Raw genomic sequence first — 25,545 nt, forward strand, 5'->3', positions numbered from 1 at the left:
TAGCACAGCAAAACGCCCGCAAAGCGTTGCACACAAAGCGGGCGTCCTGACAGAAGAAGGATATAGCCGGCACTAGGCCTCAGCCAGCGCCTCCACAGGCGGCGTTGATACTGCCCTGCGGGCCGGAAGTACACTCGCAAGGAGTGCTGCAGCAGCTGATATCACAAGGACAAGGGCATCCATACCCCAGCTGACGGGATACTCCATCCTCCCTATGTCGCTGAATACCATATAGGATCCCAGCCATCCGAAAAGCGTCCCCAGGACGATGCCGAGGAGCTCTCCGACCAGCGCCAGCAGAAGCGCCTCAAAGGCAAGGGATGCCCGCAGCTGCCCGCGGGTCATGCCGATTGCCCTCAGCGTCGCTGATTCCCGAGTACGTTCAATAACCGACAGGCTCAGGGTATTTGCCACGCCAATCAGTGCAATAAGCACAGCAACTGCCAGCAGCCCGACAAGAAGGAGCATCAGCTGGTCAATGCGCCTCTCCCAGTCCTGCCGTTTGGCAGCATTCCCCATAACATTGACCATACCGGTACCGCTCAGGATATCCTTAACGCTGCTGATAGTTTCTGAAGCATCACCGTGAGCAGTATCAAGGGAAGCAAGGACCATGTATCCGCCTGCGTCCGCTTTCAGCGCACCACTTGTGAAATAGCTGATATCCACGAAACCGACCGCTGCATACATCGGATTGATCCGCTGAAATCGCGTACTGGTTGCCGACAGCGTTACGGTATTCCCCTTTGCAGACGCAGCAGGGCTGTCAGCAGAGCCTTCTGAGCCTCCGTCCGTATCATTTTCCTGGGTAAACTGCACTGTATCAGTTTTCCACCCTTTATCCGTCAGGCTGCTGGGCAAGAGCATAGCCTTTTTAGTGACGGCATTGTCGGGAAGGTTTGCACGCATAACAGATTTCAGCTCCTGCGTGCCGTTGACCCCGATAAGCTGGATATATGCCTTATGTCCGGCACTGTCACGTACCGTACCGGTAGCTGTAGGCGCAAGGACTGCTTTCTTCACACCTTTGACGGATGCGATCTTTTTTGCTGTCCCTTTATCGATCCCATTGCCGGAAACCGTCATATCAATGCTGTACCTGTCATCGAGGCTGTTGCCCAGCGTAGCCTTGGCGCTTGCCGCACCGGTGGAGATAGTCGCCACGAGCGTGACCCCTATAAGGAGGGCTGTACCTGTAGCCGCAACACGCCTGGGGTTCTTCTGGATATTCCCGTGGGCAACAGTACCTGAGGGGCCCATTAGCGACACCAGGTATCCCGCACCTTTCATCACTGCGGGAAGCCAGAATACTGCAGTAATGATCAGTCCGACAAAAACGAGCATGCAGCCGGCCATAGCGGCAAGGATCATATACTGCGCCGTTTCGCCTCCTGAAACGCTTGAAGAATCGGTCCGCTGCCTTATTGCGGCAGCTATGGCTGATACTGCTATGCCGCCAAGGACCATGAGGATGCCGAATACGGCACGCACTGCGCTGGATTTCTTAGTTTTAACTGTATCTATCGGCCTGAGGGCTTCAAGCGGGGTTACCCGCGTTGCGGAATAGGCTGACCCCAGTGCGGCGAATACTGTTATAACTGCACCAAAAATAACCGGCACCGCTGCAGCTGTCCAACTGAAAATGAAGCGGACCGGGCTTCCTGACGACATCCCCCGCAAAGCCCCGGATGTGCTCAGCCCGCCCATAACAGCGATACTCAGCAGGACACCGCAGCAGGATGCCAGCAGCCCCAGGATAAAGGCTTCTGCAATCACCGACCGGTACAGCTGGCCTCTGCGCGCGCCAACTGTCCGCAATATCGCCAGAGTGCGCCGCCGCTGCGCAACAAGGACCTGGAACGTATTGGCAATAACGAGCGCTGCGACGAACATGGCGAGCACACCAAACACCGGAAGGAACGTAGTGATGATCTTCGATGACACAGAATTATTGTTCAGCGATTCCTTTTCTGCCTGGGCACGGGATTTTATGCTGACATATTTAGGCAGGAGCCTGCTGATTTTTTCAACAGTTTCCTGTTCCCTGTCCGGGCTGATATTGAGAAAAACACCGCTGAACTGCTGCTCATCCAGACTGGTATGCCCGCCCATCTGCATGACGGTATTGGCGGAGAGCAGCGCACAGCCGCCCATCTGGGAGAATAAATGCTCAGGGTCATCTGTAAGGCCCGTCACGGTAACAGTATACCCATCGGCCGTATCTTCCGCTGCAGAAGGGCTGCTTTCCCTGCCGGCAGCACTGCCGGGCTTCAGCGTCACTGTATCGCCGATCTTCACATTCAGGCGCGACGCAAGGTTTGCGGGAAGGGCGGCCTGGTTATTGCCGTCAGGCGCTTTCCCCCGGATAATGTCCAATGGCTGGCGCGCTGTGCCCCATGGGTTCTGCAGGAATACAACTGTACCTGTTTTCCCGTTATGGGATACCGCTGCCGAACCGCCTGCAATGGTGGCAACACCAGTGACCCCTTCCATTTTCCTGATCTCATCCAGATGGATATCTGACATCGTGTATTTAGGGGACTTTGCCGCCTCGGTAGAAGAATAGTCAACAGAATAGTTGCTGTTGCCAAAACCCGCCGTATCATGCCGGACAACGGCATCCTGAAGCGAATTGCCAAAAAGGAATGTACTGGCTATGAACGCCGTCCCAATCATAATGGCGATACCTGCCGGGATAAGCATTTTCATGCTTTTCTTCATCAATTGGAATGTTAGTGACCACATAATAGTTCCTTTTACAGTTTTACAGTTGTTCTTTTACATCTTCTGCAGCCCCGCCCAGCTCCGGACAGGCCATTGCCGCACCGCTTTGCCGGTCAGGCTACTGCGCCAGGCGTGCAGCAGCTGCCTTCTCCTGCTCGCGTACCAGGAGTGCATTCATCATTTCGGCATTCGGATCAGCCACATCGGCGACAATCTGCCCGTCAGCAAAGACTATTGCCCTGTCCGCATAGGATGCAGCCACAGCATCATGGGTCACCATGACGATGGTCTGGCCAAGGTCAGTAACAGACTTGCGCAGGAAACCAAGCACTTCCGCGCTGGATACCGTATCAAGGTTTCCTGTAGGCTCATCAGCAAACACAACTTCCGGCTTCGTAATCAGCGCACGGGCAATAGCCACACGCTGCTGCTGCCCGCCGGAAAGCTCCGAAGGCCTGTGGCCCAGCCGGCCTTCCAGCCCCAAAGTCCTTACCAGCGTAGTGAACCATTCTTTATCAGCCTTCCTGCCTGCAAGCGTCAACGGCATCAGGATATTATTTTCTGCTGTGAACATGGGCAGCAGATTGAAACTCTGGAAAATGAAACCAATCTTGTTGCGGCGCAGAAGGGTAAGCTGCTTATCATTCATTGCCGTGATCTCATTGCCGTTAAGGCAGACCCGGCCGGAAGTCACACTGTCCAGGCCGGCAAGCGTATGAAGCATGGTTGATTTCCCGGAGCCTGAAGGCCCCATGATCACGGTAAACTTGCCGCCCTCAATATCAATAGTGACATCGCGAAGGGCATGGACAGCACTGCTGCCCTCACCGTAATCCTTGACGAGATGCTGTGCGGAAATTGCAGACATCATTTTCTCCTTATCAGTATTCCACTATTTATGAGTATGTATTTTATGAGTATGTACTCTTTAATTTTTAAATTTTAGATATTTTCAGGCTCCCGGCCTGCCGGCGATTAGGTGTACTGTCCGGCCAGATAACGGGGCGCTCACCGGGCCTTCCCCTGCTGTCTTTTACTCCTCCAAAACGCCTGTCCCTGCTGGCATACCGTTCAATCGAACGCCATAACACCTCGCGGCCGCATTCCGGCCACAGTTCCGGGACAAAATCCAGTTCAGCGTAAGCAGCCTCCCACGGAAGGAAATTGCTTGTACGCTGCTCGCCCGAAGTCCTGATCACCAGATCGCAGTCAGGGATATCAGGGTTATACAGATGCTCAGCAACCATCTTCTCTGTGATACGTCCGCCTTTGATTTTCCCCTCAGCTGCAAGACGTGTCAGTTCGGCGGCAGCATCAGCGATCTCCGCGCGCCCTCCGTAATTGATGCAGAATACTACATCAATAACCGTGTTATCTTGTGTACGCTCCATAGCGGCCTCAAGCTCATCGATAACAGATTTCCACAATTTCGGGCGCCTGCCTGACCAGCGGACACGTACCCCCCAGTCATCCATCTGCGCCACCCGGCGATGGATAATATCGCGCGAAAAACCCATAAGGAAGCGGACCTCGGCAGGCGAGCGTTTCCAGTTTTCTGTCGAGAATGTGTACAGGCTCAGATACCGGACACCGGCCTCTATCGCACCGGCAATAGTATCAAATACGACTGGTTCGGCTGCTTTATGGCCTTCAGTACGGGCAAGCCCGCGCTGCTGCGCCCAGCGTCCATTGCCGTCCATGATCACGCCTACGTGGCGCGGTATCCCGGTATGCTCACGGGCAAAATCCGGTATCCGCGAAGGGTTGGAAAACGGCGCATCCGGAATACTCAGCGATGTGTAATCAACATTCCCAAAACTCATATTTATGAATGTATCAGGCGCATGGAGCGGATGGGACGTTCAAGGTAATATTGCGACCATTCCTCCACTATTGACCTCACCTGTGCATCAGGGGGGCTGCCTGCGCCGCAGGTATCATTATCCCGGTTATCACGGCTGTGCCGGACAGAAGACATATTATACACATATCGGCCATGCTCTGCGGGCCCTTCTGCGGACGGCCCTTCCAAAGCCTTCCAGTTACCTGCAGCCAGCGCTTTCAGCTGATCCAGGGCATCGGGCGAAATCTTCCTGGCTTTAGGTATACGGTCCGTCGGGCACATAACACCTCCGGATTCAACCGAAAAATAGCACAGATCCGTCTGCCGGCCGCAGACCACACACGCATCCAGACGCGGTGTCCACCCCGCAAGGCTGAGTGCCCTGAGGACATATGAGGATTCTATGAATTCAGGCTTATGCTTCCGTGCAGCAAGCGATGCAAGAGCACCCGCAAGCAGCCGATACTGCATCGTATGGGAAATACTGGTTTCGCGCAGATCAGAAACTGCCTTGTCGGCAGTCTCAACAATAACATTCGCCGACAGGTAAGTGTCATAATCCGAGATGATCTCAGGGGCATACGCACTGATGACTACTGCCTGCGAAACTGTATCAAGCTCGTGGCGGCCCTGGGCAATAAGCAGGTCATCGCGCATAAACGGTTCAAGCCTTGAGCCGAAACGCGATTTTGTACGTCTGACGCCGCGGGCTACTGCGCGGATCTTGCCGTGGCTGGCTGTAAGGATAGTAACGATGCGGTCTGCCTCGCCGAGCTTGATAGTGCGCAGGATAACACCCTGATCCCTGTATGCAGGCATAAGCACCCCCTTTTTTCAAGCTCGCAGTCTTATCCTTACTGATACCTCACGCTGCACAATATCAAGTATGCCGCAGAATACTTATGTACGCCGGCTTTCCCCTGCCGCATTATGTTATAACACTTCAGGCGGGATATCACCCTTCCTCGCAGGGAAGCAGAATCCTCATCCTGTCTCTGCCTGTCCGGGCTTTTCCCTACGTTCCCTATCCCCGGAACTGTCCGGAGCTGTATTGAGGGAATTCGATACGGAAAGGAAAGGCAGGACCTGCGGAGCGAAAGTACCGGTATCGTTTGCCTGGGCCGATGCCTGGGACGGAGTATTGTCCCCTGTATCAGCTTTTCCGGCATTGCTCCCGTCCCCATTATTTTCTCTGGTACTGTCCTCAGGACGCCCCGCGCCCGAACCATCCGAAAGCGGAAGATCGGTGATCAGCTCCGTTTCTTCGCCCGCACCCGCCTTATGCTGTGTATCGGCACCTCTCTGCGGACTGCCCGAAGGGGCAAAAGATACCGGCATCGCGCCCTCATACGGATGCAGTGTTTCAGGGGCGGCGCCGTCGGAAACAGCTGATCCGTCGGAAACGGCTGGAGCGGGGCTGTCTGCCGAATGACCTGAATCTGTAATGCTGCCGGAAACCTCCGCCTGTCCCTGCGCCTGGTGCGCAGCAAAAACTGATTCTTCCAGAGAAGCGACATCTTCATACTGGGCATTCTGCCCGCGGGCTTCATATGGACGGAGAGCATCCCCGTCAGCTGCACTGCCGCTCAGCGCGTCCTTAACATCAACACCTTCAAAATTGCGGAAAGACACGATACGCGAAACCACCTGGGAAATGCGGTTAACATACATATCAACCTGGCCTTCATCATAGCCTCTATCCCCTTTGCGCTGTGTAAACAGGATCGTAGACACATAACGCGGGGTAAAATCCTCGTCCGAATCAAAATTACTGGAACTGACCGCCTGCGGGTACTCAATGCCAAGCTCATCACAAATGCGCGTGACAGCATTGACCACAAAACTGTCAACCTGTTTACGGTCATAGGACGGTTCTTTGCCGTGCCCATCAGCGAAACGGTACCCATTACCAGCATTCGCACGCGGCATCAGGGTCTGAGCAAGCTGGACTGTTTTCGTCCGCCAGGCAACACGGCCTTCACTGGAAATCTCATATGACGTCTGCTTATCCACAGCCGCCTGTTCAAGGCGCAGAAGAGCCCGGTCTACTGCCTCAATATCATACCCGCCGCGGACCAGGGTAAAAAGGACATTCTGAATATCTTCCTGATTAAGCTGCGGCTGGGCCGCATCATACAGCTGATGCGCCCGATCCAAAAACTCATCAACCTGATCAATGTCATAGCCCCACTTATTCCTGTCGGCTAATGGAAGCCGATTCCCTCTCGCCTGTTCCTCACCAGTCATTCAAGCCTCCCGACCCGATAAACAATAAACAGAGTTACGCATTCTAAATAAGAATATCCGATACTTAGCCTACAAATTTTTCAGGAACCGCACCGGGATTCCTCAATTTATACACGGAACAACCACGAAACCCCGCCGGGAGGCTTGTCGGGGAGCCTGCTGGTTCCATTACCTCTCAATACCTGAGACCTGTCCAGCTGCCTGTCTCGCCGTCATTAACTACCGGCCAGCCGTCTGCCCTGCCTATCACATCGTCACCGTCTCATCTTTTTCGCTCTTTGCGTCTTCTTACTCGCCTCCAATCTACCGCACTCGTTAGTGCTAATTCACCCGCTGGCGTTGCTGCCCCTGCTGCCACCTTTTTCCCTACCCGACCGCTTCGCCCAACTGCCGGTACCGTCACTGTTATTTTCCTTCCGTCTGTTATCACCACCGTCACACTTGTCACATACGTCTCATCATCACATCCGTCTTTTATATCTTCTATATCTCCGCCCTCCTCACCCATCTCTCCCGTCACCTTCATCTGCTCCACCGCCCCCCCCCCATGCCATCCTTCCCCTCTCTCTCCAATCCGCCTCTCCCGTTTCTTCTGTTTCCTTATATTCCATTCGTCTCCTCAACCTGCACAAAGCGTGTCGCATATGGACATCGTCTGTGTGGTGCGATAGACTTTCCTGAGTCGGGCGATTAGCTCAGCTGGCTAGAGCGCCACCTTTACACGGTGGATGTCGGGGGTTCGAGTCCCTCATCGCCCACGTTCTTCTTTATTTTTTATCTTCTTCTTTTGCCCCGTTTTTATCCCCCCTATTCTTTAATTCTTTATTCCCTCTTCAATCCCTGATTTTTCTGCGCTTCTACCCAAATATGGAAAACAACTTATTTATTAAACCCTCACTCACCCCCTCCTTCTCCCTTCATCCCGCTCACCCTGCTCGCCCCTCCTCATCCCGCTCACCCAACTCGAAGAAACAAATACCGCTTCCTGTGAACAACGCCAAATACCATTTCATATCGTTGAAATGGGAATGAACAAAAAATAATCCATATCAAATCAGGCTATTTCTATTTTAGGAAACAATCTCTTATTCGACATCCACCAAGAGTTCCTTTGGTTTCTTATGCAAGAGCCATTGAGAAGAAAGGATGGACACAAGAATCAAGAGAAGCCCACCGACCAAAACAATCACCAACAATTGGCTCGGTTGGATGTCCATATGGATATCTGTCAGAGTCTTACTGAAGCTTTCTGCCTCAGCTCCTCCACCAAGGTTGGCTGCAGAGGATTCTTGAGCCATTTGTTTGGCAATGCCACTGGTTACGTTTTTGAGCACCGTATCTCCTACTGCTTTGGCAAGAAGTCCTGCGACTCCATAGGAGAGGAGGAAGGCTGGAATGGAGATCATGACCAATTCTGCCACGAATTGCCCCGCAATCTGTACCTTAGAAAGTCCAAGAGCCAGTAAGATTCCAACTTCTCTGCGACGGGCATTGAGCCACAAGACAAGGAGCAGGGTGAGAAGCAAGCTGGCAAAGATGAGGCTACCGATAAACAAGTAGTCCGCCACTTGGAACATGCTGCTGATGGATTTTTGCAAGGCTGGGTAGTTCGAAGAGCTCTTAACCAAGTCAAAGTAATTCCATGGGATATCCAAGGCTTTGATTTTTTCGATCAATTTATCCAGATCCTGATCCCCTTTTGCAAAGAAGGTCGCATCTTCATAGGTAGCTGTTTGGACGGTATTACCATAGAGTTTAGCAGCTGTATCCAAGTCAGAAATGAGTGTATCTTCATACAATTCTTGGGCGTAAGTTAGAGGAGCTTGGTTCTTCCCTGAGAACAAACCTTTAATGGTCACTTCGACGGTTTCATTGGCCCCTTTTTCATTGTCTGCATCGTAGAGGTTGGACTTGAGACGAACCTTATCGCCCACCTTGAGGCCATTCTTTTTCGCCAAATCTTCGTGCATGAGGATTTGGTTTTTGTCTTTATCGGTCAGATGCTCCCCTTGGACCAGCTTGTAGGCCCCAGAGACAAACTTATCTTCTTTTGAAGAGTCATTGACCCCTGTCACCATCAAGGTGTTCTTAAAGTGCTTGGCACGCTCTGGAGATTGATTTTGCAGGGTTTCTTCGGTTTCAATAATCTCGTGGTCTAGGATATCCGCTATGGCATTGATCCGCTTGATGGAGGAGGTGATCCCCTCTACCTGGCTGATTTTTTCAATATCCTCTCCTCTGAGATTCCCAGCTCCCCGAGGGGTTCCCGGATTGGTCCGTCGATTGATCTGCATCGAGAAGCTATTGGTGATGGAGCCCAGGCTATCTGATGAAGCTTTTTGGGTCGCTCCCTTCATAGAGAGTCCGATCAAGCTCAAGGTCCCCATGAGGAGAATGATGGCAAAGAGCAAGAGAGACTTGGGCCATTTACGTGTGATATAAGCAAAAGCATTTCGCAACATAGCATTCCCTCCTTACTTGCTCTTCTCAACGAGGCTACGGCGACTCAATTCCAAGACCACATCGGAGGCCTCTGCCACTTCCTTACTGTGGGTGACGACGATGACACATTTTTGGCGTTCCTTGGCCAACTTCTTCAAAATCGCAATGATGTCACCTGCTGTCTGTTCGTCTAGGTTTCCCGTCGGCTCATCAGCCAAGATGACAGGTGCTTCTGAAACGAGCGCACGCGCAATGGCCACCCGTTGTTGCTGCCCTCCAGATAGTTGAAGGACATTGCGCTTAATTTGCGTTTCATCCAATCCCAATTCCAAGAGGATGTCTTTCCCAGTTTGTTTGTTGACAAGGCGGACATTTTCAAGTGGTGTCAAATAATCAATCAGATTGTAATTCTGAAAAACCAGGGAAACATGGTGCTTGCGGTGGTAGCTAGACCCTTTGGTCTGGATGTCCTCCCCATCAAAGAGAACCTGCCCCTTCTTGGGATTGTCAAGACCAGCTAGGAGGGAGAGGAGGGTTGATTTCCCCGTTCCTGACTGGCCAATAATACTGTAAAATGTCCCATTTTCGAACTGATAGTTCACATTTGAGAGGATATCTTCACTATAGCTTTGGTAACTATAGGCTACATTTTTGAGTTCTAACATATGTGTCATTTCTCCTTAACTCGTTTTTGTTAATATTTCTTTTGGTGTCTTGCGCCAGATCAAGCTGGTAGTTGCACCGAGCGACAGAAGGATCAAGCCCAAGAGGCTAGCATAGGCGATCCCTAAGGAAAGTCCTTGAGGGATCTGATGGAGCAAGTCTAGGGTCTGCTGTTGACCCGTCTCTCCGACAAATTGTTCTAAGAAACGATAGCTGACCATCCGCCCGATGAGAAAGGCCGGAATCACTGCTAGTAAGGATACCAGCACCACTTCCAAGAGGAACTGTCCAAAGATCCGTCCCTTGCTCTTCCCAATGGATAAGAGCACCCCGATTTCATGGATCCGCTCCCGTGTCCAGAGACTCAGTAAGAGCGATAGCGCCCCTGCTCCCGTCACTAGGAGGACAATCATCATGATCTGTACCAAGCCTTCTAGGGTCTGAGAGGATTCCTTCATCTGATCAAAGGCCTTGCGATCTTCGACCAAGCGTAAGGACTGCCAATCCAGATCCAAGCTTTTGACTTGCTTCAAGAGAGCATCAATTTTATCAGGATCTTTGACGCCAAAGGTGACCTGGGTCACTTCTTGCTGACTGAGACCTAAGAGCTTAGTCGCATCCTCATAAGGGAGGTAGACTTGGTTTTCACTCAAATCAGAGGTCATTCCTGTGAATTTTTCCTGTTTCTTACCCGAAAAGATCCCAACGATTTCAAAGGTTTTCTCTTTGGCAGGAGTCTCTCCTATCTGAAAACTAGATAAGGTCAACTGATCTCCGACCTTAAGCTTGTTCTTCTTAGCCAACTCTTCGTGGATCAAGATCTGCCCACTCGCCTTATCGGGTAAGTGCTTGCCTTGCACCAGTTGGAAACTACCACTTCGGAAATCCAGGTGCTGGTCTGTCTTCTGGGTAAAGACAGCGCCTAGAGCTTGCTTGGCTTCCTGTCCTAAATCGTCTCGCTCTACCGACTGCTGTCCCGTCACCGCTTCTTTACCAAGAATGCGAACGGGACTTTCATATTGAGGAACCATGGATCCTACCCCAGCCAACTGCTGCACTTTTTCAGCCTCCTTCAGAGCAAAGGGCGTCTCCCCTTGTTTACTGGTCAGGGCAAAACTGGTCCCCGCCGACTGTTTGATATGGTCCTCCAGTTTTCCTCCCACTTGCATCAGTGAAAAACAGAAATACAAGCAAGAGAGGATCAAGAGGAGAATCAGAAAGAGAACCAGGTTCCTCGTTCTTTTTCGAGAAATATAGGCGATTGCCTGTTGTAAGAGCATGAACTCACCCTCCATTTCAAAGCCCACAGTGATGCAATGTGGACGTTTTCATCATTTGTTATAGTTATTATAGAAAAGAAATGCCTGATTTGTCATTTTAAGTGAGACATTTCTCGTATGTGTTGGGTCATGACTTGGATGGGTGTTTTATAGTTTAGACTTTTGCGGGGAATGTTGTTACGGAAGCGTGTGACACGGTTTAACTGTTCTTGGCTTATCGTGGTGAAGTCCATTCCTTTAGACAGTCCGTCTCTGCGTAGTAGCCCGTTACTATTCTCGTTTAAGCCTCGTTGCCCCGGACACCCGGGGTCAGCAAAGAAAATATCAATATCATGCGTATTCGCCGTGGTTTTCCAGTTCGCGAATTCTTTACCACAATCAAACGTGATAGATTTTACGAAATTTTTTGGCAGACTCAATAGCCACGCGTCAAGCGTGTCTTCGATATCTTTGGCAGTACACCCATTAGTATGGAGCGCGATGATAGCTTTCGTTTGTCTTTCCGCGAGAGTGAGCACACAGCTGTGATGGTTTGCTCCAACAATAGTGTCTCCTTCAAAATGACCAAACTCGGTATCAAATCGAGGATACGCGTGTGCTTGATCAATAAGAGTACGACGAAATGTGTAGCGTCCGCCTCTTTTGTCTTTAACCCCGTTTTTATGACGCTTGCCTTTCCATGGCAGACTCTGCTTGGGGAAGACGCCTTTGTGGGCTAAACGATACAGGGTACGTGACGAGCAAGGCAACATACGCGGGAATAGGCCACTGATAACATCGAAACTTAATCCCTGATGAAGAAAACAGGTAATCAGGTGCACATACTGGGCGCGTAACCGTACACGTTTCCTGCCGCAATGATATCGATGTTTCTTATACTCGTGGTAATACTCGAGTGCAGTCATTCCACGGTCGAAAGCGTGGATAACACGGTAAATAGTTTGCCTACCCCGGCGCATTCTCTGAGCGATCCGGCTAACGGGAACACGCATACTCCAATACGTTTCTACCATAACGAGTTCATGTAAGGTAAGATGATGATACGCCATGTGTGTCACGGAATCCTTTTGAATCAAAAATCGCATTTTATTCGACCCTAACACACATGGTCTTTGTCTCACCTAAAATGACAAATCAGGAAGTTAAAAAAGGTTAGAAGACTAACAGATCAAAGAACTAAAACCAAATAGCTGAGGGGCCAAAGAATCAAAAAAACGAAGTACAGGGACGGAACACGAAGGTACCTATTGGCCACCGGCTAAGATGCCTACCGCCCTCGGCCAAATGCCCGAAGCTGGATACCGTTCCAGTCAGGGCTCAGCGTGACTGGTGTCCCCGCATTCATCCCGGCAGTCTTGGCTGCATTCTGGACTGTATTAGCGCTGGTAGCACCCTCACGTCCCGGCTTAGGTGTGATGATCCAAAACAGCCCGTCACCAGCAATCAGCCCGCCCGCATCCATGATCGTATCGGAGAGCTCGTCCTCTTCATCACCGTCGCGCCACCACACGATGACGCCGTCAACGGCTGAATCATACTCCTCATCAACGAGGTCTTCCCCTGTCAGAGCCTCAATAGAATCACGGATATGGCCGTCAACATCATCATCCCACAGCCATTCCTGGACAATATCCCCCGGCTGGAATCCTAATTCACTTGCAGCGTTATCGGTGTTAGTTGTATTGGACACAGGCTCAGCATATCAGAAATAATGGAAAATGGCCTGAGGACAGGCATATATCCCTTCCCACGCACAGACACATTCTTTCTTTTATTCCGCTCTATACCGCTTCTCTCTTTTTCTCAGGAAAGGCAAAGCCTGATTCTGGGCGGAATCCTGAGCCTGATCCATCTGCTCGCTGGATTCTTTCCGATACTCTTCCGCTCCTTCTGTCACTTTGCCGCCTGGCACGTCTCAAGTGAGCCGCCTTTGCCTGACCCAATAGCCACAAGCGCTTTATATGCTTCGTCGAGGTTTGAGACCGCGACCACTCTCAGCCCTTGGGGGACATTGCCAACAACCTGCCGGCAATTGCTTTTGGGGGCTATAAACCATGCAGCACCATCGCGCAAGGCGCCGACCATTTTCAGCTGTATCCCGCCAATAGCGCCTATCGTGCCGTCCTTTTCCATAGTCCCCGTACCGGCAATGACCTTGCCGCCAGTCTCATCTTCGGGGGTCAGCTTCGAAATGGCGCCGAGCGTATACATCATACCGGCTGAAGGGCCGCCAATATTATCAACATTCATTGTGACTTTCAGGCCTGAAACGTCCACACCTCTTTTTCTCAGGAAAGATAGGGCCTGATTCTGGGCGGAATCCTGAGCCTGATCCATCTGCTCGCTGGATTCTTTCTGATACTCTTCCGGCGTCTGATTGGCAGGATACTCTACTTCCTGCGGGACAACGATAGTATGCCTGGAGAACCACGCCCACAAGACCTGCGCATTCGTTGCCGGATATCCCGGGACACCTGTAGCGCTGACCGTTGTCAGCAGGAGCTTCCCTTTACTCCGGTAGGTTTTGCCGCCTGATATGGAAATCATATCTTTCGCATTTTTAGCCTCGGATACTTTCCCAAGGACATTTGCTGTCGGTCCCGGGAATTCGATGGTGTAAGCAGAACAGGGCAGGAACAGTAGAGCCATACAGGCCAACGCTGTAGCCATGCCGATATAGTAACGCCATCGGGGAGCAAAATAGCGAGGCGCGTGCGGAACGGCAGGATGGGCCTGCGGTGCCCGGGATCTGTCTGTTTCTGTTTGATCTGTCATATCCCCCATAGTATATCCGGATATCCCGAAAGCTGAAACAGCTATATCAGCTGGATTGTTCAGATTATTCTCAGGAATAAAAAATATTCTTAAAAGTTGATACACTTAGACTCAAGATTTAGGATAATAGGGTAAAGCGGCGGTCTGATACACAGATGCCCAAATGGTACAGGTACCGGTATTATCTGTCTGGTCTGTCCGGCAGGCAGCTTTACAGATATTGCGGACGCCCAAAGACCCTGATCCTACGGAGATAACGGCGACGGAATAACACTAGCTAAGGAACGGATGTCATGTCAGAAGATGAACTGCACCAATGGATGATCGACTCCTTCGGCCCCTATCAGGGCGAGATGGCGTGGCAGCAGCTTTCTCAGCTGCCCCCTGAAATCCGCGAGCAGATCATCAATACCCCTGGAGGCCTGCCCGATCCCAAAGAGGTCCATTCCCTCATGGATGCATTCAATACGAGCGGCCTGGGATCCACGCAGGATATAAACCAGCTGCTCAGCAGCGGCCCGATCAACATTAAACTGGCGACATCTATTGCGCACAATACTGCCCGGGAAAACGAGAAAGTCCATGTGATCAGCGCAGTCTCCGGCCAGCAGGTAAGGTCTGCGGCGTCGGAAGCAAACCTGTGGCTGGATTCTGTCACGGACTTTGACCCGCCTGAGGGCACCCTGGATGTCCTCACATGCGATGAATGGGTAGGCAAAGCCATGCCTAAATGGACTCATTTTGCCGCCCCCGTCGCCGAATCTATGAATAAGGCTATGGCTGCAGTATTTTCCGAACGGCTGGGCGGCGAGATAGACGGGCAGATTGCAGGGGTTTTCGCCGGGCCGGTCCCTATGCCGCTTCCTGATGACCTCAAAGATCCGGGCAAGCTGATTACTATTTTAGGCAATACATCATATGCAATGCAGATAGGGCAGGCAGGCGGACGGCTGGCGCGCAATATCCGCGGAGGCTTCGACCAGGGGATCGCGCTCCTCGATAATCCTGCCGGGACCCTCATTCCTGAAAATATTGAGAGATACGCTGACGAACTTAAGCTCAGCTATAACGAGGTCCTGGCCTACCTTGCGCTTGTTGAAGAAGCCCATGCCCGCCTGTTCGCCAACGTCCCATGGCTGATGCCGCAGTTCGATGCACTGATCGACAAGTATGCACGCGGTATCACCATTGATCTGGATGCTATGGAAGAGCAGCTGCGTGAGGTACAGGAGGTCAACCCTGATTCTATTGCAGGCGCAGTGGATCTGAGCAAAGTTGGCATGAGCGATACTCCCGAACAGCGTGAGGCACTGCATAGCCTTGAGAATCTCCTTGCCTTTGTTGAAGGGTGGGTGGATTGCATCGTCTGGCGCGCAGGAATGGCACATATCCCCCATATTGACCAGCTGCGCGAAATGCAGCGCCGCGAACGTGCCACCGGAGGCCCGTCCCAGGAAACATTTGAGACGCTGCTGGGGCTTGAGCTGCGGCCTAAAAAGATGCGCGAGGCCGCAGAGCTCTGGGAAACCATCACGCTGGCAGAAGGAGCATCGGGAAGAGACAGGCACTGGTCGCATCCGGATATGCTGCCGACGATGCCTGACGACGCCCTTGCGGCTTTATCTGAGAAGTCATCAGCCGATTCAAAGAAATTCAATGATGACCTTATGGAACTTTTGGACAGCAGCCCTTCTGATACGCCGGATACCTCGAACATATCGGATGCACAGGATAATACTGCCGGCACCGCAGGTGATGCTGATACAGGTTCCGGCAGAGACGCTGGCCGCCCTTCCCCGGATAGCACCTCTGCAGCGTCTGAGCCTGATAGTCCCGGTTCGCCGAATACATCCAGCCCGGCACGGGACAGCCAGGATCCCCCTGCTTCTCAGGATGGGACAGCTCTGCCGGATAAAGAAGGGGATAATGGCATCCCATACGCGGGATACCCGGATGGGGGCCTGGGGAATGAAGGCCCGAAGGATAAGGATCCTGAGGATAAGGGCCTGGAGCAGCTGGGCCTGAACGGGCCGATCGACTGGGATAAGGAGCTTGAACAGCTTCTTGACAGTGAAGGCAGCGGCTCTGAAAAGGATGGGCCTGATGGTTCCAGCAGTTCCGGTGGTTCCGGCGATCTTGACAATTCCGGTGAGCATGACGATCCTAATGGTTCTGATGATCCCAGCGGTTCCGGCAATCCTCACGGATCTGGAACACAGGGTCCCGCCTCCAGTCCTGACAGTACACAGGGATAGAAGGGTAGCCTCCGTATCGCAGCCGGAGCACAGGCCAGAGGGCCCATTCCATACCTGTTCGTGTGCCTGTGCAGGCCGTTCACGTCAGGAACCGGCTAGGCCGTCGCTCAGCGCCGTACCGCGATGCAGCAGCATCATCTTTATGGGCAACCCGTGCATAAGATATCTCCAGCTCATCTTCTGCACGGGTAATGCCCACATAGAGGAGCCGGCGTTCTTCTTCAAGGTTCCCATCTTCCTGGTTTGACGAAAAAGGGATCAGCCCTTCGCTGCATCCCATAATAAACACATGTTTCCACTCAAGCCCTTTAGCAGCATGGATGGTCGACAGGCTCACCTGCCCTACTGTGCCGTCAGAGTTCATAAGGGAGTCATGGGAAGCATTGCTTGTCCATCCGGATTCTGTACGCACACGGTACGCTATCTTTTCCTCTTTAAGGAGGCGCGCAAGCAGGCTTCCCTGGCTGTTGATACGCATAAGCACGGCAATATCTTCTGCCCGCACCCCGCGGCTTATACGGTCCTTGATCCTGCTGACGATCCCGCGGGCTTCATCGAGGTCGTCCCCATACACGCGCCGGAAAACACGCTTTCCTGTTTCCCGCGCAGAAACCAGCTGCAGGTAAGTATCGCGCATTGGAGAATGTTTAAGTATCTTATTGGCCTCTTTTACAATATTCTGAGTAGACCTGTAGTCTGTAGCAAGTTCGATGTCAGCGGCCAGGCTGCCGTATTCCCGGGCAAAATCCGTAAGATAGTAACTGGTTGCGCCGGCAAACGAATAGATCGTCTGTGCCGGATCCCCCACCACACAGATATTACGGTTATCACCAAGCCACAGCTCCGTCAGCCGATGCTGCAGGGGCGAAACGTCCTGGTACTCATCGACTGTCAGCCACCCGATACCGCCGCGTACTGTGCGCGCCTGCTCAGCATCTTCATCGAGGATATGGCACAGCATGAGCAGGATATCGTTAAAATCGATCTCATTGCGGAAAGCCTTTTCCTCTTCGTAGTACTCCATAACCCGTTTCATAACAGGCGGATCCATCCCCAGCGGCGGAGTCCGGCCTGATGCCTGGCATGCCGATCCGTAATCAGACGGCGCAACCATGCTTACCTTTGCCCAGTCTATTTCCGCCTGAGCGTCGCTGACCTCTATATCCTGGTAAGCATCAGTGCCGGTGGCGCGGGCAAGCGCCCTGAACACAAGGTTCTTGGTATTCTCACAGACCTGCGGGAAGGGGGAATCGCTCAGGCTGTGCCACACACTTCGCAGCTGCTGCAAAGCAGCCGAATGGAAAGTAGCAGCATGCACCCCCTGCACCCCAAGCTGTGCCAGCCTTCCCTGCATTTCCTGGGCAGCTTTCGTGGAAAACGTAACAGCAAGCACTTTCTTGGGATCCCACTGCATGCTTCCCCGGCTGCTTTCGCATGCATACGCTATGCGGCGCATGATCGTGCGCGTTTTCCCCGCCCCGGCACCGGCTATGATACGCACCGGCCCGTCGGACGCAAGCGCAGCAGACCTCTGCATCTCGTCAAGGCCAGCCAGGATATCGTTCTTCACAGTTCCATTGTGACAGACACAAGGACGTAATAAAATAGGGTATGTTATCCACAATGATCCACATTCAGGTAACTTCATCCGAGTATCCCCCATGTATTAAGGTTAAAGTGTGAGCCAACGTTCCAGCTTCGAAATTGCAGCACTTGCATCCGCTGCTATGCCCACATTGACTGTGGCAACAACACGCCGCTCAGAACAATTCGTTTTAAGCGGTGATAAAGACGATATTACGACTGCTGTTGTGGCCGATACGGCAGGCGAGGAGTATGACGCCAGCATCTGCGACACAGCTGACGGCAAAGAGCGCCTCAAAGCTCGGGCACGGGCCGCTTACGTGCTTGACAATACCCACGAACCGTCAGCGCTCGGCTTCCAGCTTGACCAGCTGAAAGTCTTCGTCCCGGGGGACGACCCTACCGATGCCACCGGGAATACAGCCGTCCTCATTACACCGCATATCAACGGTGATGCTTTCCAGCTGTCAGGCCTGACTGAGGCCCAATGTGCGGCAGCCGGCACTTCGATCGGCGCGATACATCGCCTGCGCGGGAAATTTATTGTTAATGCCCACTACCCTGCCCATGCCTCTGCGCAGATACATCAGCAGCTTGAACAATGGATCACCAGCCTGAAGGCAGCAGGGCATATCCCCGGGGAGATCCTTAAAAACTGGACATCAATCATTTCCAATGAGAACCTGTGGAATTTCCGCTCCTGCCCGGTCCACGGAGGGTTCAGCGACGGGGATATCCTTTTTACCAGTACAGGCATTTCAGGCATCCGCCACTGGGAAGATATGCAGATCAACGATCCCGCACGGGATCTGGCCTGGATATTTACTGAACTTGACCCCACGCGCCGCAACTCCGTAATCGCCGCATACGCGCGCATCATGGGCAGGCGTATGGATGATATGATCATGCTGCGTGCCGGGCTGTGGGTACAGATGTCCCAGGTAGGCGATTTTATCAGGGCCTTGGAGCGCGCAGATACCCAGAAAATCATGCGCTTCAAGTCCCAGGTGGAGTCCCTGGCGCATGAGATATCCCTGCTCAACCCTTCAGGTTCTTCCCCATCCGCAGACCCTTCTACCCTCACCGTAGGCGACCTGCTCAGCTCGTCAGGAGTGCAGGCAGGGGCACGCAGCCAGCCTCACCATACCAATCCAGGAGCCCCGCACGATCCTTCAGACAGGGGATCCAGCCCTGACCGCGACAGTGCGCCCGGGCAGGAAGATACCCGCCTTGATGAGGAAAGCCCTCTCGCCGGCGACGACAGCGATAACACAGTAGCGGGGATGTCCGCTTCACCTTCACGCGGCACTCCGCACAGCTCAATCCCTTTGGGTAGAGATGGGAATAGAAACGGGCAGCCTCCTGCGCCTAAAGGCCTGCAGCACCACCAGGTTGCGTGGAATTCGATACCTGAAGATTCACAGGGCTTCCGTTTCACCACGTCGGATGATACGCCTGCAGCCGACGGCGGGAATGGCCACGTGGAACAGCTGTTTTCCTCCTCAGCAGATGATGAAGAAACAGCAGCTATACCGCATATTGGCAAGATCCAGGAAGGCCTTGAAAATCATAGTGCGCCGCGGGACCCTGACGACACCGGGGAACAGGAGATCTTTAATGCACGGCTTCTGCAGGAAGCTTCCGTACAAGAGCCTGATACCGATAACGGCACTGTCAAAACTGCTGACAGCGGCAATGACGTTGCCGGCAACGATGATACCGCTGACAGCAATACCGCCGACAGTAGCGGCGGCATTTTCCAGATAGATGACAGCCCTGACGGCATTGCCACAGAAACCTTTATCGCCCAGCATATGCAGGAGAGCCCGGCAGACGGTGAGGATACCCGTCAGGGGAAGCGCTCTGCTGAAGACGGGATGAGCCGCTAAACGGGAGGGGTACCCGCGAAGGAAACTCTATCATGGGGAGCAATCCTGCGGAGGGGAATACCCGAAGAACACCTGATGCAAGGGCCGCAGATTTTCTTCCAGATGAAGTCCCCTATGAAAGCTGTCCCATTCGCTGCATGCAGCTAGTATATAGTAAAGTAACACATCATAATACGTATACACACGGGATCCGCTGTGCGTGCAGTATATCCCGTAAAACCGCTAAGGAGAATTATGAACGTTGAAATCGGCATTATGAATGTAGACCGCCCGGTATCCTTCGATACCGATGCAAGTGCAGAGGATGTGTCAAAGAAAATCACCGCAACCAATATCCACGGCGGGATGGTTGAGCTTGAGGACTCAAAAGGCCGCACAATAATCATCCCTGCCCACTCGATCGGCTACGTTATTATCGGTTCGGAAACAACCCATCCGGTAGGGTTCGGGGCACTCAGCTAAAACCCTTTATGACTGCACAGACAGGGAGGATAAAGAAGATCAGGAGAGGATAAAGAAGGCCGGCAAATGCACTGATCATATCAGGCTGCCGGCCTTCTTTTGGTATAGCCTATCCCTGCCTGGCCATTGCTGCAAAGAATTCTGTTATTTGGGCAGCTGTACCGTAAGATGCCTGCGCACCAAGCCCCGTTGCCGCGTAAGCCGCAACATAGGAAGCCAGCCACGCGCTGTCGGCAAGGGTGAGCCGGGCGGACAGCCCGGCAAGTATAGTTCCCATAAATGAATCCCCGCAGCCGGTAGTATCGACCGCAGAAACCTTTACAGCGGGGATATATTCTGCCTTTCCCGGCTCAAAAGCTATCGCCCCATGGCTTCCAAGCGTAACGATGGCCTTGGTATAGCCGAACTTTTCCAGGGCTGCAGCAACAGACTGCCAGTAAGGGCTGTGCGGGGAAAGGTCGTCCTCGTTAATATCAAGCCCGAGGAGCTGGGCCATCTCATGCTCGTTGACCAGAAGGATATCCGTATTATCAACCAGTTCCTGGGGAAGCTCTGCAACGAAAGGCGAATCGTTAAGAAGGACAGGCACCCCGTTCCTATGGCATATCTGTGCGCTGCGGATCACCGCATCCATAGGGCTTTCCAGGCACAGGCCCAAAACAGCGGTATTATCCAGGGCGTCCCGGTTCTTTTCCACATAATCCGCTGATACGTGGGCATTGGATCCTGAAGAATACACAATAGTATTCTCGCCCTTAGCGTCTACGGTAATCACCGTTGAGCCGCTCGGCCCGTCGAACCGTTCCACCTTGCTCACATCAACATGGGCATCGCTTAACTGTGACAGCAGGAAACTGCCATTATCGTCGGTACCGACCATGCCCAGCATCGTTACTGCAGCACCGGCCTTCCCCGCTGAAGCAGCCTGGTTGGCAGACTTGCCGCCGGGAAGTATCTGCAGGGGGCCGGCACTGACCGTTTCCCCGGGTTTGGGAAGCCGTTCAGTCTCAACGGTATAGTCCACATTCGCAGACCCCATAACGCATACGCCTGCGCTGCCCTCTTCAATGCGGGCAAACAAAGCTTTCAGCCTGTCAACATCCTGTTGTGAAACCATATAATGATCCTTATCTTTAAAAAGGCACTCCACATTGAAATATAACATTGGCAAACGATGTCGTTTCACCAGTCCTGATAACAAACCGGGCATCCCTGACGCTGTCTTTGAACCCTGCTGCACCATTATGCGGGATATACGATACAGGGATATCAAAACGCTCCCTGACCCATTTTTCAGGCAGCCCGTCCCTGGCTTCCTGCGCTATAACAGCGTTTTCAAGCACCAGCTGGTTTTTAAGCGCATCAAGGACCTGTTCAAAACGCGGGACACCAAAAACTACCGCAAGATCAATGACTTCTATCCCCTGCTGCACAGGCAGGCCGCAGTCGCTGACTACAAAACGGTCCTTGTGCCGGAGCCCCGCCAGCGCCTCAGCAAGCCGGGCATTCAAAATCCCTTTTTTCAGCATATATTTCCCCCTTACTGGCCAATATACTTATTCAATAGTTAAGTTACTGCTGTTGCACAGCTTCGACGGGGGGACGCAGGCAGACCCAGGCGGCTTTCAGGCCGCACCGGTACCAGTACCGGAGGAAATACCATCTCTGGGGCTGCCTCAGCCCCGCTTCAACCGGCGCAGTACGCACTGGCGCAGCTGTTTTTATTTGAAATCAGCCACGTTCTCTTTTGTCACTATTTTCACTGCTATTGACTGTACCTTTTCGACTTTCTCATTCCGGATAAGGTCATATGCAGCACGCACAGCTTTCCTTCCCAGCTCTTTCGGCTGCTGTGCAATAGTCCCCAGCATGGTACCGCTTTCAACAGCCTTCAGGCCGTCAGCAGTCCCGTCGAAGCCAAAGACCTGCACATCCTTCCCGGCTTTGGAACCCAGAGCCTGGATGGCGCCCAGCGCCATTTCGTCATTTTCAGCGTAAACCGCTGTAGCGTAGGGGTTTGACTGCATGAGGTTAGAAGTAACGTTCAGAGCTTCTGTACGGTCAAAGTTTGCGGTCTGCTCGGCAACAACTTTAATATCAGGATACTTCCTGATCTCATCTTTGAATCCCTTGCCGTGGTCACGGGTCGAGGCTGCCCCTGGCGTGTCCTGAAGGATGATGACCTTGCCTTTCTTGCCCATACCTTCCGCAAGTTTCCGTGCTGCCTGTGCGCCGCCCGCAACGTTGTCCGACGCGATATGGGCGTTGACTTCCTCACCGGTGACCGAACGATCCACACTGACAACCGGGATACTGGAACCGCGGAGCGTAGCTACGGCAGGGGCAGCGGCATCAGAATCAACAGGATTGATGATCACCGCCCTAACACCCTGCGACTGGGCGTTCTGCGCCTGGTTCTGCTGTGTTGCAGAATCGTTCTGCGCATCGGAGACCTGCAGGTCAACCCCCAGCTTTTTCGCTTCTTCCTGTGCGCCGTCCCTCAAATCAACGAAGAAGGGATTGTTCAGCGTAGAAACGAGAAGCGTGACTTTGTCCTTCCCTCCGGAAGATCCCTGTGAACATCCCGACAGACCGAGCATAAGGCCCGCTGTGCATGCAACTGCCAGCGCAGCAGTAGCAATTTTCTTAATGTGCTTGTTAATCATTGTTTTTCCTTTCCTGCGTGCGATTAACGGCATATTTAATGACATATGGATATGTTCCTGCAGACTCCCTGTCAGTGGGTATCCTGCTTGCGCCGCAAGGTATCGATACTCACCGCAAGCGCAATGACAAGGCCGATAACAACCTGCTGCCAGAACGACGATACGTTGAGGATATTAAGGCCGTTGCGAATCAGTGCCAGAAGGATCGCACCGACGAAGGTCCCCGACACCTTGCCTTTGCCGCCGGAAAGCGATGCGCCGCCAATCACAACGGCAGCAATAGCATCCATTTCATATCCCTGTGCCGCCTGAGGCTGTGCAGAATGAAGCCTTCCTGCGATGACCAGGCCCGCGAGCCCTACTACCTCGCCTGCATGGAGTTCAAAAGAAACATCGTCTATAGCCCCCTGCCTTGTCAGCCCGTCAACTTTCAGCAGGACTTCCCCCTGCGGATATCCGGTATGGGGATACTGGTTATCGATATTCCTGCCAACCATAAGGCGGACAAGTTCTTTTTCGGGGGTATCGGCTTTTACGGTATCAATATATTTGCCGTCACGAAGGACAGTAACAACATCGCCGATACGTTTTATCTCATCCAGATGGTGCGAGATAAAGACCATGGCCACGTCCTGTTTTTCAGCTCTTCCATAATCGTAAAAAGCTGTTCGCATTCCCTGCGTGTCAAGGCAGCGGTAGGCTCATCCAGAATAAGCACTGAGGCATTCTGCATAAGCGCCTTGGCAATTTCGACCATTTGCTGCCGGGCAACGCCCAGTTCGCCCATCGGGGTAGAAATATCCTCACTCAACCCTATACGCTCTACTGCTGCGCGCGCCTTTCTGCGCATCTGGGCCATGCTGACAAAGCCCGCAGTCGCCGGGATATGCCCCAGGAACAGGTTTTCCATGATCGACAGCTCAGGGACAAGATTGAGCTCCTGATGGATCACAGCAATCCCAAGGTTACGGGCCGCATTCACATCCGGGATCCTGACAGTTTTGCCGTCTACCTCGATATGGCCTTTATCAGGCTGGTAAATGCCGCTCATCATTTTGATAAGCGTTGATTTTCCAGCACCATTTTCACCAAGGAGGACATGTACTTTACCCGGTTCAACGGTAAGGGAGACATCATCTACCACTGTGGTGTTCCCGAATATTTTGGAAACCCCCTTTAAGGGATATTTGAGTCATTTTTGCTACTTTCTTGGAAGACAGTCATCGTCTTACCCACTTTCACGCCTTGCGTATGCCGGTACCCCGGTATTACACCGCTAAAGTACTTCGATACGCTGATCCTCATAATGGCAGGACTATTGTTTTGAAAGATGGTATCTGTATCACATCAAGGCTGTATTTCCGTCAGCCGTGGCTTCCAGCTGTGCAGCGCTGCATTACCGGCTCCTCCAAGAGGCCTACCGGCAGCCGGCAGCAATAGCCAGCCTGTACGCCGGTACGGTTCGATACCGGTTAATACCGGTCAGCGTGCTTCCCCAACGGAACCCCGGGGGATATAAACTGTTTCCACCCTTTGGGAACCGGCCTTCCTGCCGCGTTCAACAATGTCCAGGAACAGCTGTGCCCCAAGAGAACCGATAACATGCACCTGCTGGGATATGACTGAAATATTCGGCGTCATAAGACGGAACATTTCCGGATCATCGAAAGAGATCAAAGAAATATCTTTGCCTATTGCCAGCCCCTGATACCCCAGCGCAGAAATTGCCTGTACCGCATCCTGCGAATATCCGAAGATAAAAGCATTGACACCGGAACCGCGCATTTTCCTGATCACCGAAAGGCATGAAACATGGCCGAAGCTCGTTGATTCCACAAAAAGGTTGTCTTCGCCGAACAGGGCGCGGCCTGCCGAACGGAAGGCATATTCCCTTTCCTGCAAAGTCGGGGAATCGAGAATAGGGCCTGAAATATACCCAACCTTCCTGAAACCCCGTGAATGCAGGTCCGTAAGCGCCTTAAGCAGCCCCTCGGACGGATCAGAATCTACAACAGGGACCTCAGGCATATCATTCACATGGCGGTCAACGAAAACCATTGGTACGCTGATATCGACAAGGGCTTTGAGCGCCTTGCTTTTGCCGCCGCGGGGGACGATTATTGCCCCATCGATATGCTGTGAAAGCATCTTCATGATATAGGCATCCTGCTTTACGCTGTCTTCTGAAGACGTTCCAATTGATGTGCAATAGCCCGCATCAAATAAAGTATCCTGAATCGCATACGCCAGATCCGCAAAATACGGGTTGCGGATATCGGGGACAAGCAGCCCGACAAGCCGGGTCCTGGTTGACCGCATTGCCTGAGCCCTGGAATCCGGTATATACCCAAGTTCATGGGCAGTTTTTTCAACAAGGGCTTTTGTCTCCCGGGAAATCCTGCCTCTGTTGTTCAATGCGCGGGACACTGTGGAAACAGAGGTCCCGGAGCGCTGAGCAACATCACGGATAGTAACGTATGCCATCACACCTCCCTTCGAACTAAAGTAGCATAACAGGGGGTCTATGGCTTTGAGGCCTTATCGTGGCCAAACCTGCGGTTTATGCGCTGACGGATCCTGCTGCTGTGCTGTCTTTTTATACTGTCCTTTTATTCGTTATTATTCGTTATTCTGACTGCCAAGTACACCCTCAGCAGCCATGCTGCAGTGCATTACGCCGAAACAATAACCATACTGGGAATTGCCGCCGTGCCG

The 25,545-nt window shown here is 52.6% G+C and carries 19 protein-coding genes, 1 tRNA gene and 2 pseudogenes; 4 read left to right on the top strand and 18 right to left on the bottom strand.

Annotated elements, in window-relative coordinates:
• Positions 1–72: 72 nt before the first annotated feature.
• The 5 genes and pseudogenes from ABKA16_RS04740 to ABKA16_RS04760 all read right to left on the bottom strand — a co-directional run bounded on the left by ABKA16_RS04740 (position 73) and on the right by ABKA16_RS04760 (position 6,814).
• Entirely contained in the window at positions 73–2,745 is a 2,673-nt protein-coding gene (locus ABKA16_RS04740; protein WP_381000439.1) for an ABC transporter permease, read from the bottom strand.
• A 97-nt stretch (positions 2,746–2,842) separates the two neighbouring features.
• Positions 2,843–3,592 (bottom strand): ABC transporter ATP-binding protein, encoded by a 750-nt coding sequence (locus ABKA16_RS04745; RefSeq protein WP_381000623.1) that lies wholly within the window; start codon positions 3,590–3,592, stop codon positions 2,843–2,845.
• 163 nt (positions 3,593–3,755) lie between these two features.
• Positions 3,756–4,547 (bottom strand): annotated as a pseudogene (locus tag ABKA16_RS04750) (isoprenyl transferase); the annotation flags it as partial.
• A 2-nt stretch (positions 4,548–4,549) separates the two neighbouring features.
• Positions 4,550–5,386: a DNA repair protein RecO gene (gene recO, locus ABKA16_RS04755; protein WP_381000437.1), complete on the bottom strand. Its 837-nt coding sequence runs from the start codon at positions 5,384–5,386 to the stop codon at positions 4,550–4,552.
• Positions 5,387–5,551: 165 nt separating this feature from the next.
• A complete protein-coding gene (locus tag ABKA16_RS04760) occupies positions 5,552–6,814 on the bottom strand; it encodes a DivIVA domain-containing protein (RefSeq protein WP_381000436.1) in 1,263 nt (420 codons plus the stop codon).
• Between the two features lie 684 nt (positions 6,815–7,498).
• Here ABKA16_RS04760 and ABKA16_RS04765 point away from each other — a divergent pair.
• Positions 7,499–7,572, top strand: a tRNA-Val gene (locus ABKA16_RS04765).
• A 327-nt stretch (positions 7,573–7,899) separates the two neighbouring features.
• Here the strand turns inward: ABKA16_RS04765 and ABKA16_RS04770 are convergent.
• The 6 genes from ABKA16_RS04770 to ABKA16_RS04795 all read right to left on the bottom strand — a co-directional run bounded on the left by ABKA16_RS04770 (position 7,900) and on the right by ABKA16_RS04795 (position 13,983).
• Positions 7,900–9,276: an ABC transporter permease gene (locus ABKA16_RS04770; RefSeq protein ID WP_381000434.1), complete on the bottom strand. Its 1,377-nt coding sequence runs from the start codon at positions 9,274–9,276 to the stop codon at positions 7,900–7,902.
• 12 nt (positions 9,277–9,288) lie between these two features.
• A complete protein-coding gene (locus ABKA16_RS04775; RefSeq protein WP_381000432.1) occupies positions 9,289–9,930 on the bottom strand; it encodes an ABC transporter ATP-binding protein in 642 nt (213 codons plus the stop codon).
• Positions 9,931–9,936: 6 nt separating this feature from the next.
• Positions 9,937–11,226, bottom strand: a complete 1,290-nt coding sequence (locus ABKA16_RS04780) for an ABC transporter permease (RefSeq protein ID WP_381000429.1) — start codon at positions 11,224–11,226, stop codon at positions 9,937–9,939.
• Between the two features lie 65 nt (positions 11,227–11,291).
• Entirely contained in the window at positions 11,292–12,248 is a 957-nt protein-coding gene (locus tag ABKA16_RS04785) for an IS30 family transposase (protein WP_381000621.1), read from the bottom strand.
• 218 nt (positions 12,249–12,466) lie between these two features.
• A complete protein-coding gene (locus tag ABKA16_RS04790) occupies positions 12,467–12,889 on the bottom strand; it encodes a DUF3052 domain-containing protein (RefSeq protein ID WP_007148073.1) in 423 nt (140 codons plus the stop codon).
• 203 nt (positions 12,890–13,092) lie between these two features.
• Entirely contained in the window at positions 13,093–13,983 is an 891-nt protein-coding gene (locus ABKA16_RS04795) for a YlbL family protein (RefSeq protein WP_381000427.1), read from the bottom strand.
• Positions 13,984–14,267: 284 nt separating this feature from the next.
• Between ABKA16_RS04795 and ABKA16_RS04800 the strand changes: the two genes are divergently transcribed.
• Complete coding sequence (locus ABKA16_RS04800) at positions 14,268–16,229, top strand: zinc-dependent metalloprotease (RefSeq protein WP_381000425.1); 1,962 nt, start codon at positions 14,268–14,270, stop codon at positions 16,227–16,229.
• A 79-nt stretch (positions 16,230–16,308) separates the two neighbouring features.
• On the opposite strand, the gene ABKA16_RS04805 is transcribed toward ABKA16_RS04800, so the two are convergent.
• Positions 16,309–17,766: an ATP-dependent helicase gene (locus ABKA16_RS04805; protein WP_381000619.1), complete on the bottom strand. Its 1,458-nt coding sequence runs from the start codon at positions 17,764–17,766 to the stop codon at positions 16,309–16,311.
• Between the two features lie 142 nt (positions 17,767–17,908).
• Here ABKA16_RS04805 and ABKA16_RS04810 point away from each other — a divergent pair, with 142 nt between their 5' ends.
• Both ABKA16_RS04810 and ABKA16_RS04815 read left to right on the top strand, forming a co-directional pair.
• The gene (locus ABKA16_RS04810; RefSeq protein WP_381000423.1) at positions 17,909–19,702 is read left to right on the top strand and encodes a phosphotransferase; all 1,794 of its coding nucleotides are present in this window, start codon (positions 17,909–17,911) and stop codon (positions 19,700–19,702) included.
• 234 nt (positions 19,703–19,936) lie between these two features.
• Positions 19,937–20,164, top strand: coding sequence for a DUF3107 domain-containing protein (locus ABKA16_RS04815; protein WP_381000422.1), 228 nt, complete (start codon positions 19,937–19,939; stop codon positions 20,162–20,164).
• Between the two features lie 109 nt (positions 20,165–20,273).
• Here the strand turns inward: ABKA16_RS04815 and ABKA16_RS04820 are convergent, their stop codons facing one another.
• From ABKA16_RS04820 to ABKA16_RS04845, 6 genes and pseudogenes are all read right to left on the bottom strand, one after another.
• Positions 20,274–21,281: a ribokinase gene (locus ABKA16_RS04820; protein ID WP_381000420.1), complete on the bottom strand. Its 1,008-nt coding sequence runs from the start codon at positions 21,279–21,281 to the stop codon at positions 20,274–20,276.
• Between the two features lie 16 nt (positions 21,282–21,297).
• Positions 21,298–21,693, bottom strand: a complete 396-nt coding sequence (gene rbsD / locus ABKA16_RS04825; RefSeq protein ID WP_381000418.1) for a D-ribose pyranase — start codon at positions 21,691–21,693, stop codon at positions 21,298–21,300.
• Positions 21,694–21,885: 192 nt separating this feature from the next.
• Complete coding sequence (locus ABKA16_RS04830; RefSeq protein WP_381000416.1) at positions 21,886–22,830, bottom strand: substrate-binding domain-containing protein; 945 nt, start codon at positions 22,828–22,830, stop codon at positions 21,886–21,888.
• A gap of 71 nt (positions 22,831–22,901) precedes the next feature.
• Positions 22,902–23,186 (bottom strand): annotated as a pseudogene (locus tag ABKA16_RS04835) (ABC transporter permease); the annotation flags it as partial.
• A 233-nt stretch (positions 23,187–23,419) separates the two neighbouring features.
• Positions 23,420–23,974, bottom strand: coding sequence for an ATP-binding cassette domain-containing protein (locus ABKA16_RS04840; protein WP_381000415.1), 555 nt, complete (start codon positions 23,972–23,974; stop codon positions 23,420–23,422).
• 338 nt (positions 23,975–24,312) lie between these two features.
• On the bottom strand, positions 24,313–25,314 hold the full coding sequence (locus tag ABKA16_RS04845) for a LacI family DNA-binding transcriptional regulator (protein ID WP_381000413.1): 1,002 nt from the start codon (positions 25,312–25,314) through the stop codon (positions 24,313–24,315).
• Between the last annotated feature and the right edge of the window lie 231 nt (positions 25,315–25,545).

Source organism: Scardovia wiggsiae (assembly GCF_051045985.1).
GTDB classification, from domain to species: Bacteria; Actinomycetota; Actinomycetes; order Actinomycetales; family Bifidobacteriaceae; genus Scardovia; species Scardovia wiggsiae.

Bases quoted from the DNA above. Each gene is read 5' to 3' on its own strand.
- ABKA16_RS04740 (WP_381000439.1), bottom strand. From the start codon at position 2,745: ATGTGGTCACTAACATTCCAATTGATGAAGAAAAGCATGAAAATGCTT.
- ABKA16_RS04745 (WP_381000623.1), bottom strand. From the start codon at position 3,592: ATGTCTGCAATTTCCGCACAGCATCTCGTCAAGGATTACGGTGAGGGC.
- recO (WP_381000437.1), bottom strand. From the start codon at position 5,386: ATGCCTGCATACAGGGATCAGGGTGTTATCCTGCGCACTATCAAGCTC.
- ABKA16_RS04760 (WP_381000436.1), bottom strand. From the start codon at position 6,814: ATGACTGGTGAGGAACAGGCGAGAGGGAATCGGCTTCCATTAGCCGAC.
- ABKA16_RS04770 (WP_381000434.1), bottom strand. From the start codon at position 9,276: ATGTTGCGAAATGCTTTTGCTTATATCACACGTAAATGGCCCAAGTCT.
- ABKA16_RS04775 (WP_381000432.1), bottom strand. From the start codon at position 9,930: ATGACACATATGTTAGAACTCAAAAATGTAGCCTATAGTTACCAAAGC.
- ABKA16_RS04785 (WP_381000621.1), bottom strand. From the start codon at position 12,248: ATGGCGTATCATCATCTTACCTTACATGAACTCGTTATGGTAGAAACG.
- ABKA16_RS04795 (WP_381000427.1), bottom strand. From the start codon at position 13,983: ATGGGGGATATGACAGATCAAACAGAAACAGACAGATCCCGGGCACCG.
- ABKA16_RS04800 (WP_381000425.1), top strand. From the start codon at position 14,268: ATGTCAGAAGATGAACTGCACCAATGGATGATCGACTCCTTCGGCCCC.
- ABKA16_RS04805 (WP_381000619.1), bottom strand. From the start codon at position 17,766: ATGCAGAGGTCTGCTGCGCTTGCGTCCGACGGGCCGGTGCGTATCATA.
- ABKA16_RS04815 (WP_381000422.1), top strand. From the start codon at position 19,937: ATGAACGTTGAAATCGGCATTATGAATGTAGACCGCCCGGTATCCTTC.
- ABKA16_RS04820 (WP_381000420.1), bottom strand. From the start codon at position 21,281: ATGGTTTCACAACAGGATGTTGACAGGCTGAAAGCTTTGTTTGCCCGC.
- rbsD (WP_381000418.1), bottom strand. From the start codon at position 21,693: ATGCTGAAAAAAGGGATTTTGAATGCCCGGCTTGCTGAGGCGCTGGCG.
- ABKA16_RS04830 (WP_381000416.1), bottom strand. From the start codon at position 22,830: ATGATTAACAAGCACATTAAGAAAATTGCTACTGCTGCGCTGGCAGTT.
- ABKA16_RS04845 (WP_381000413.1), bottom strand. From the start codon at position 25,314: ATGGCATACGTTACTATCCGTGATGTTGCTCAGCGCTCCGGGACCTCT.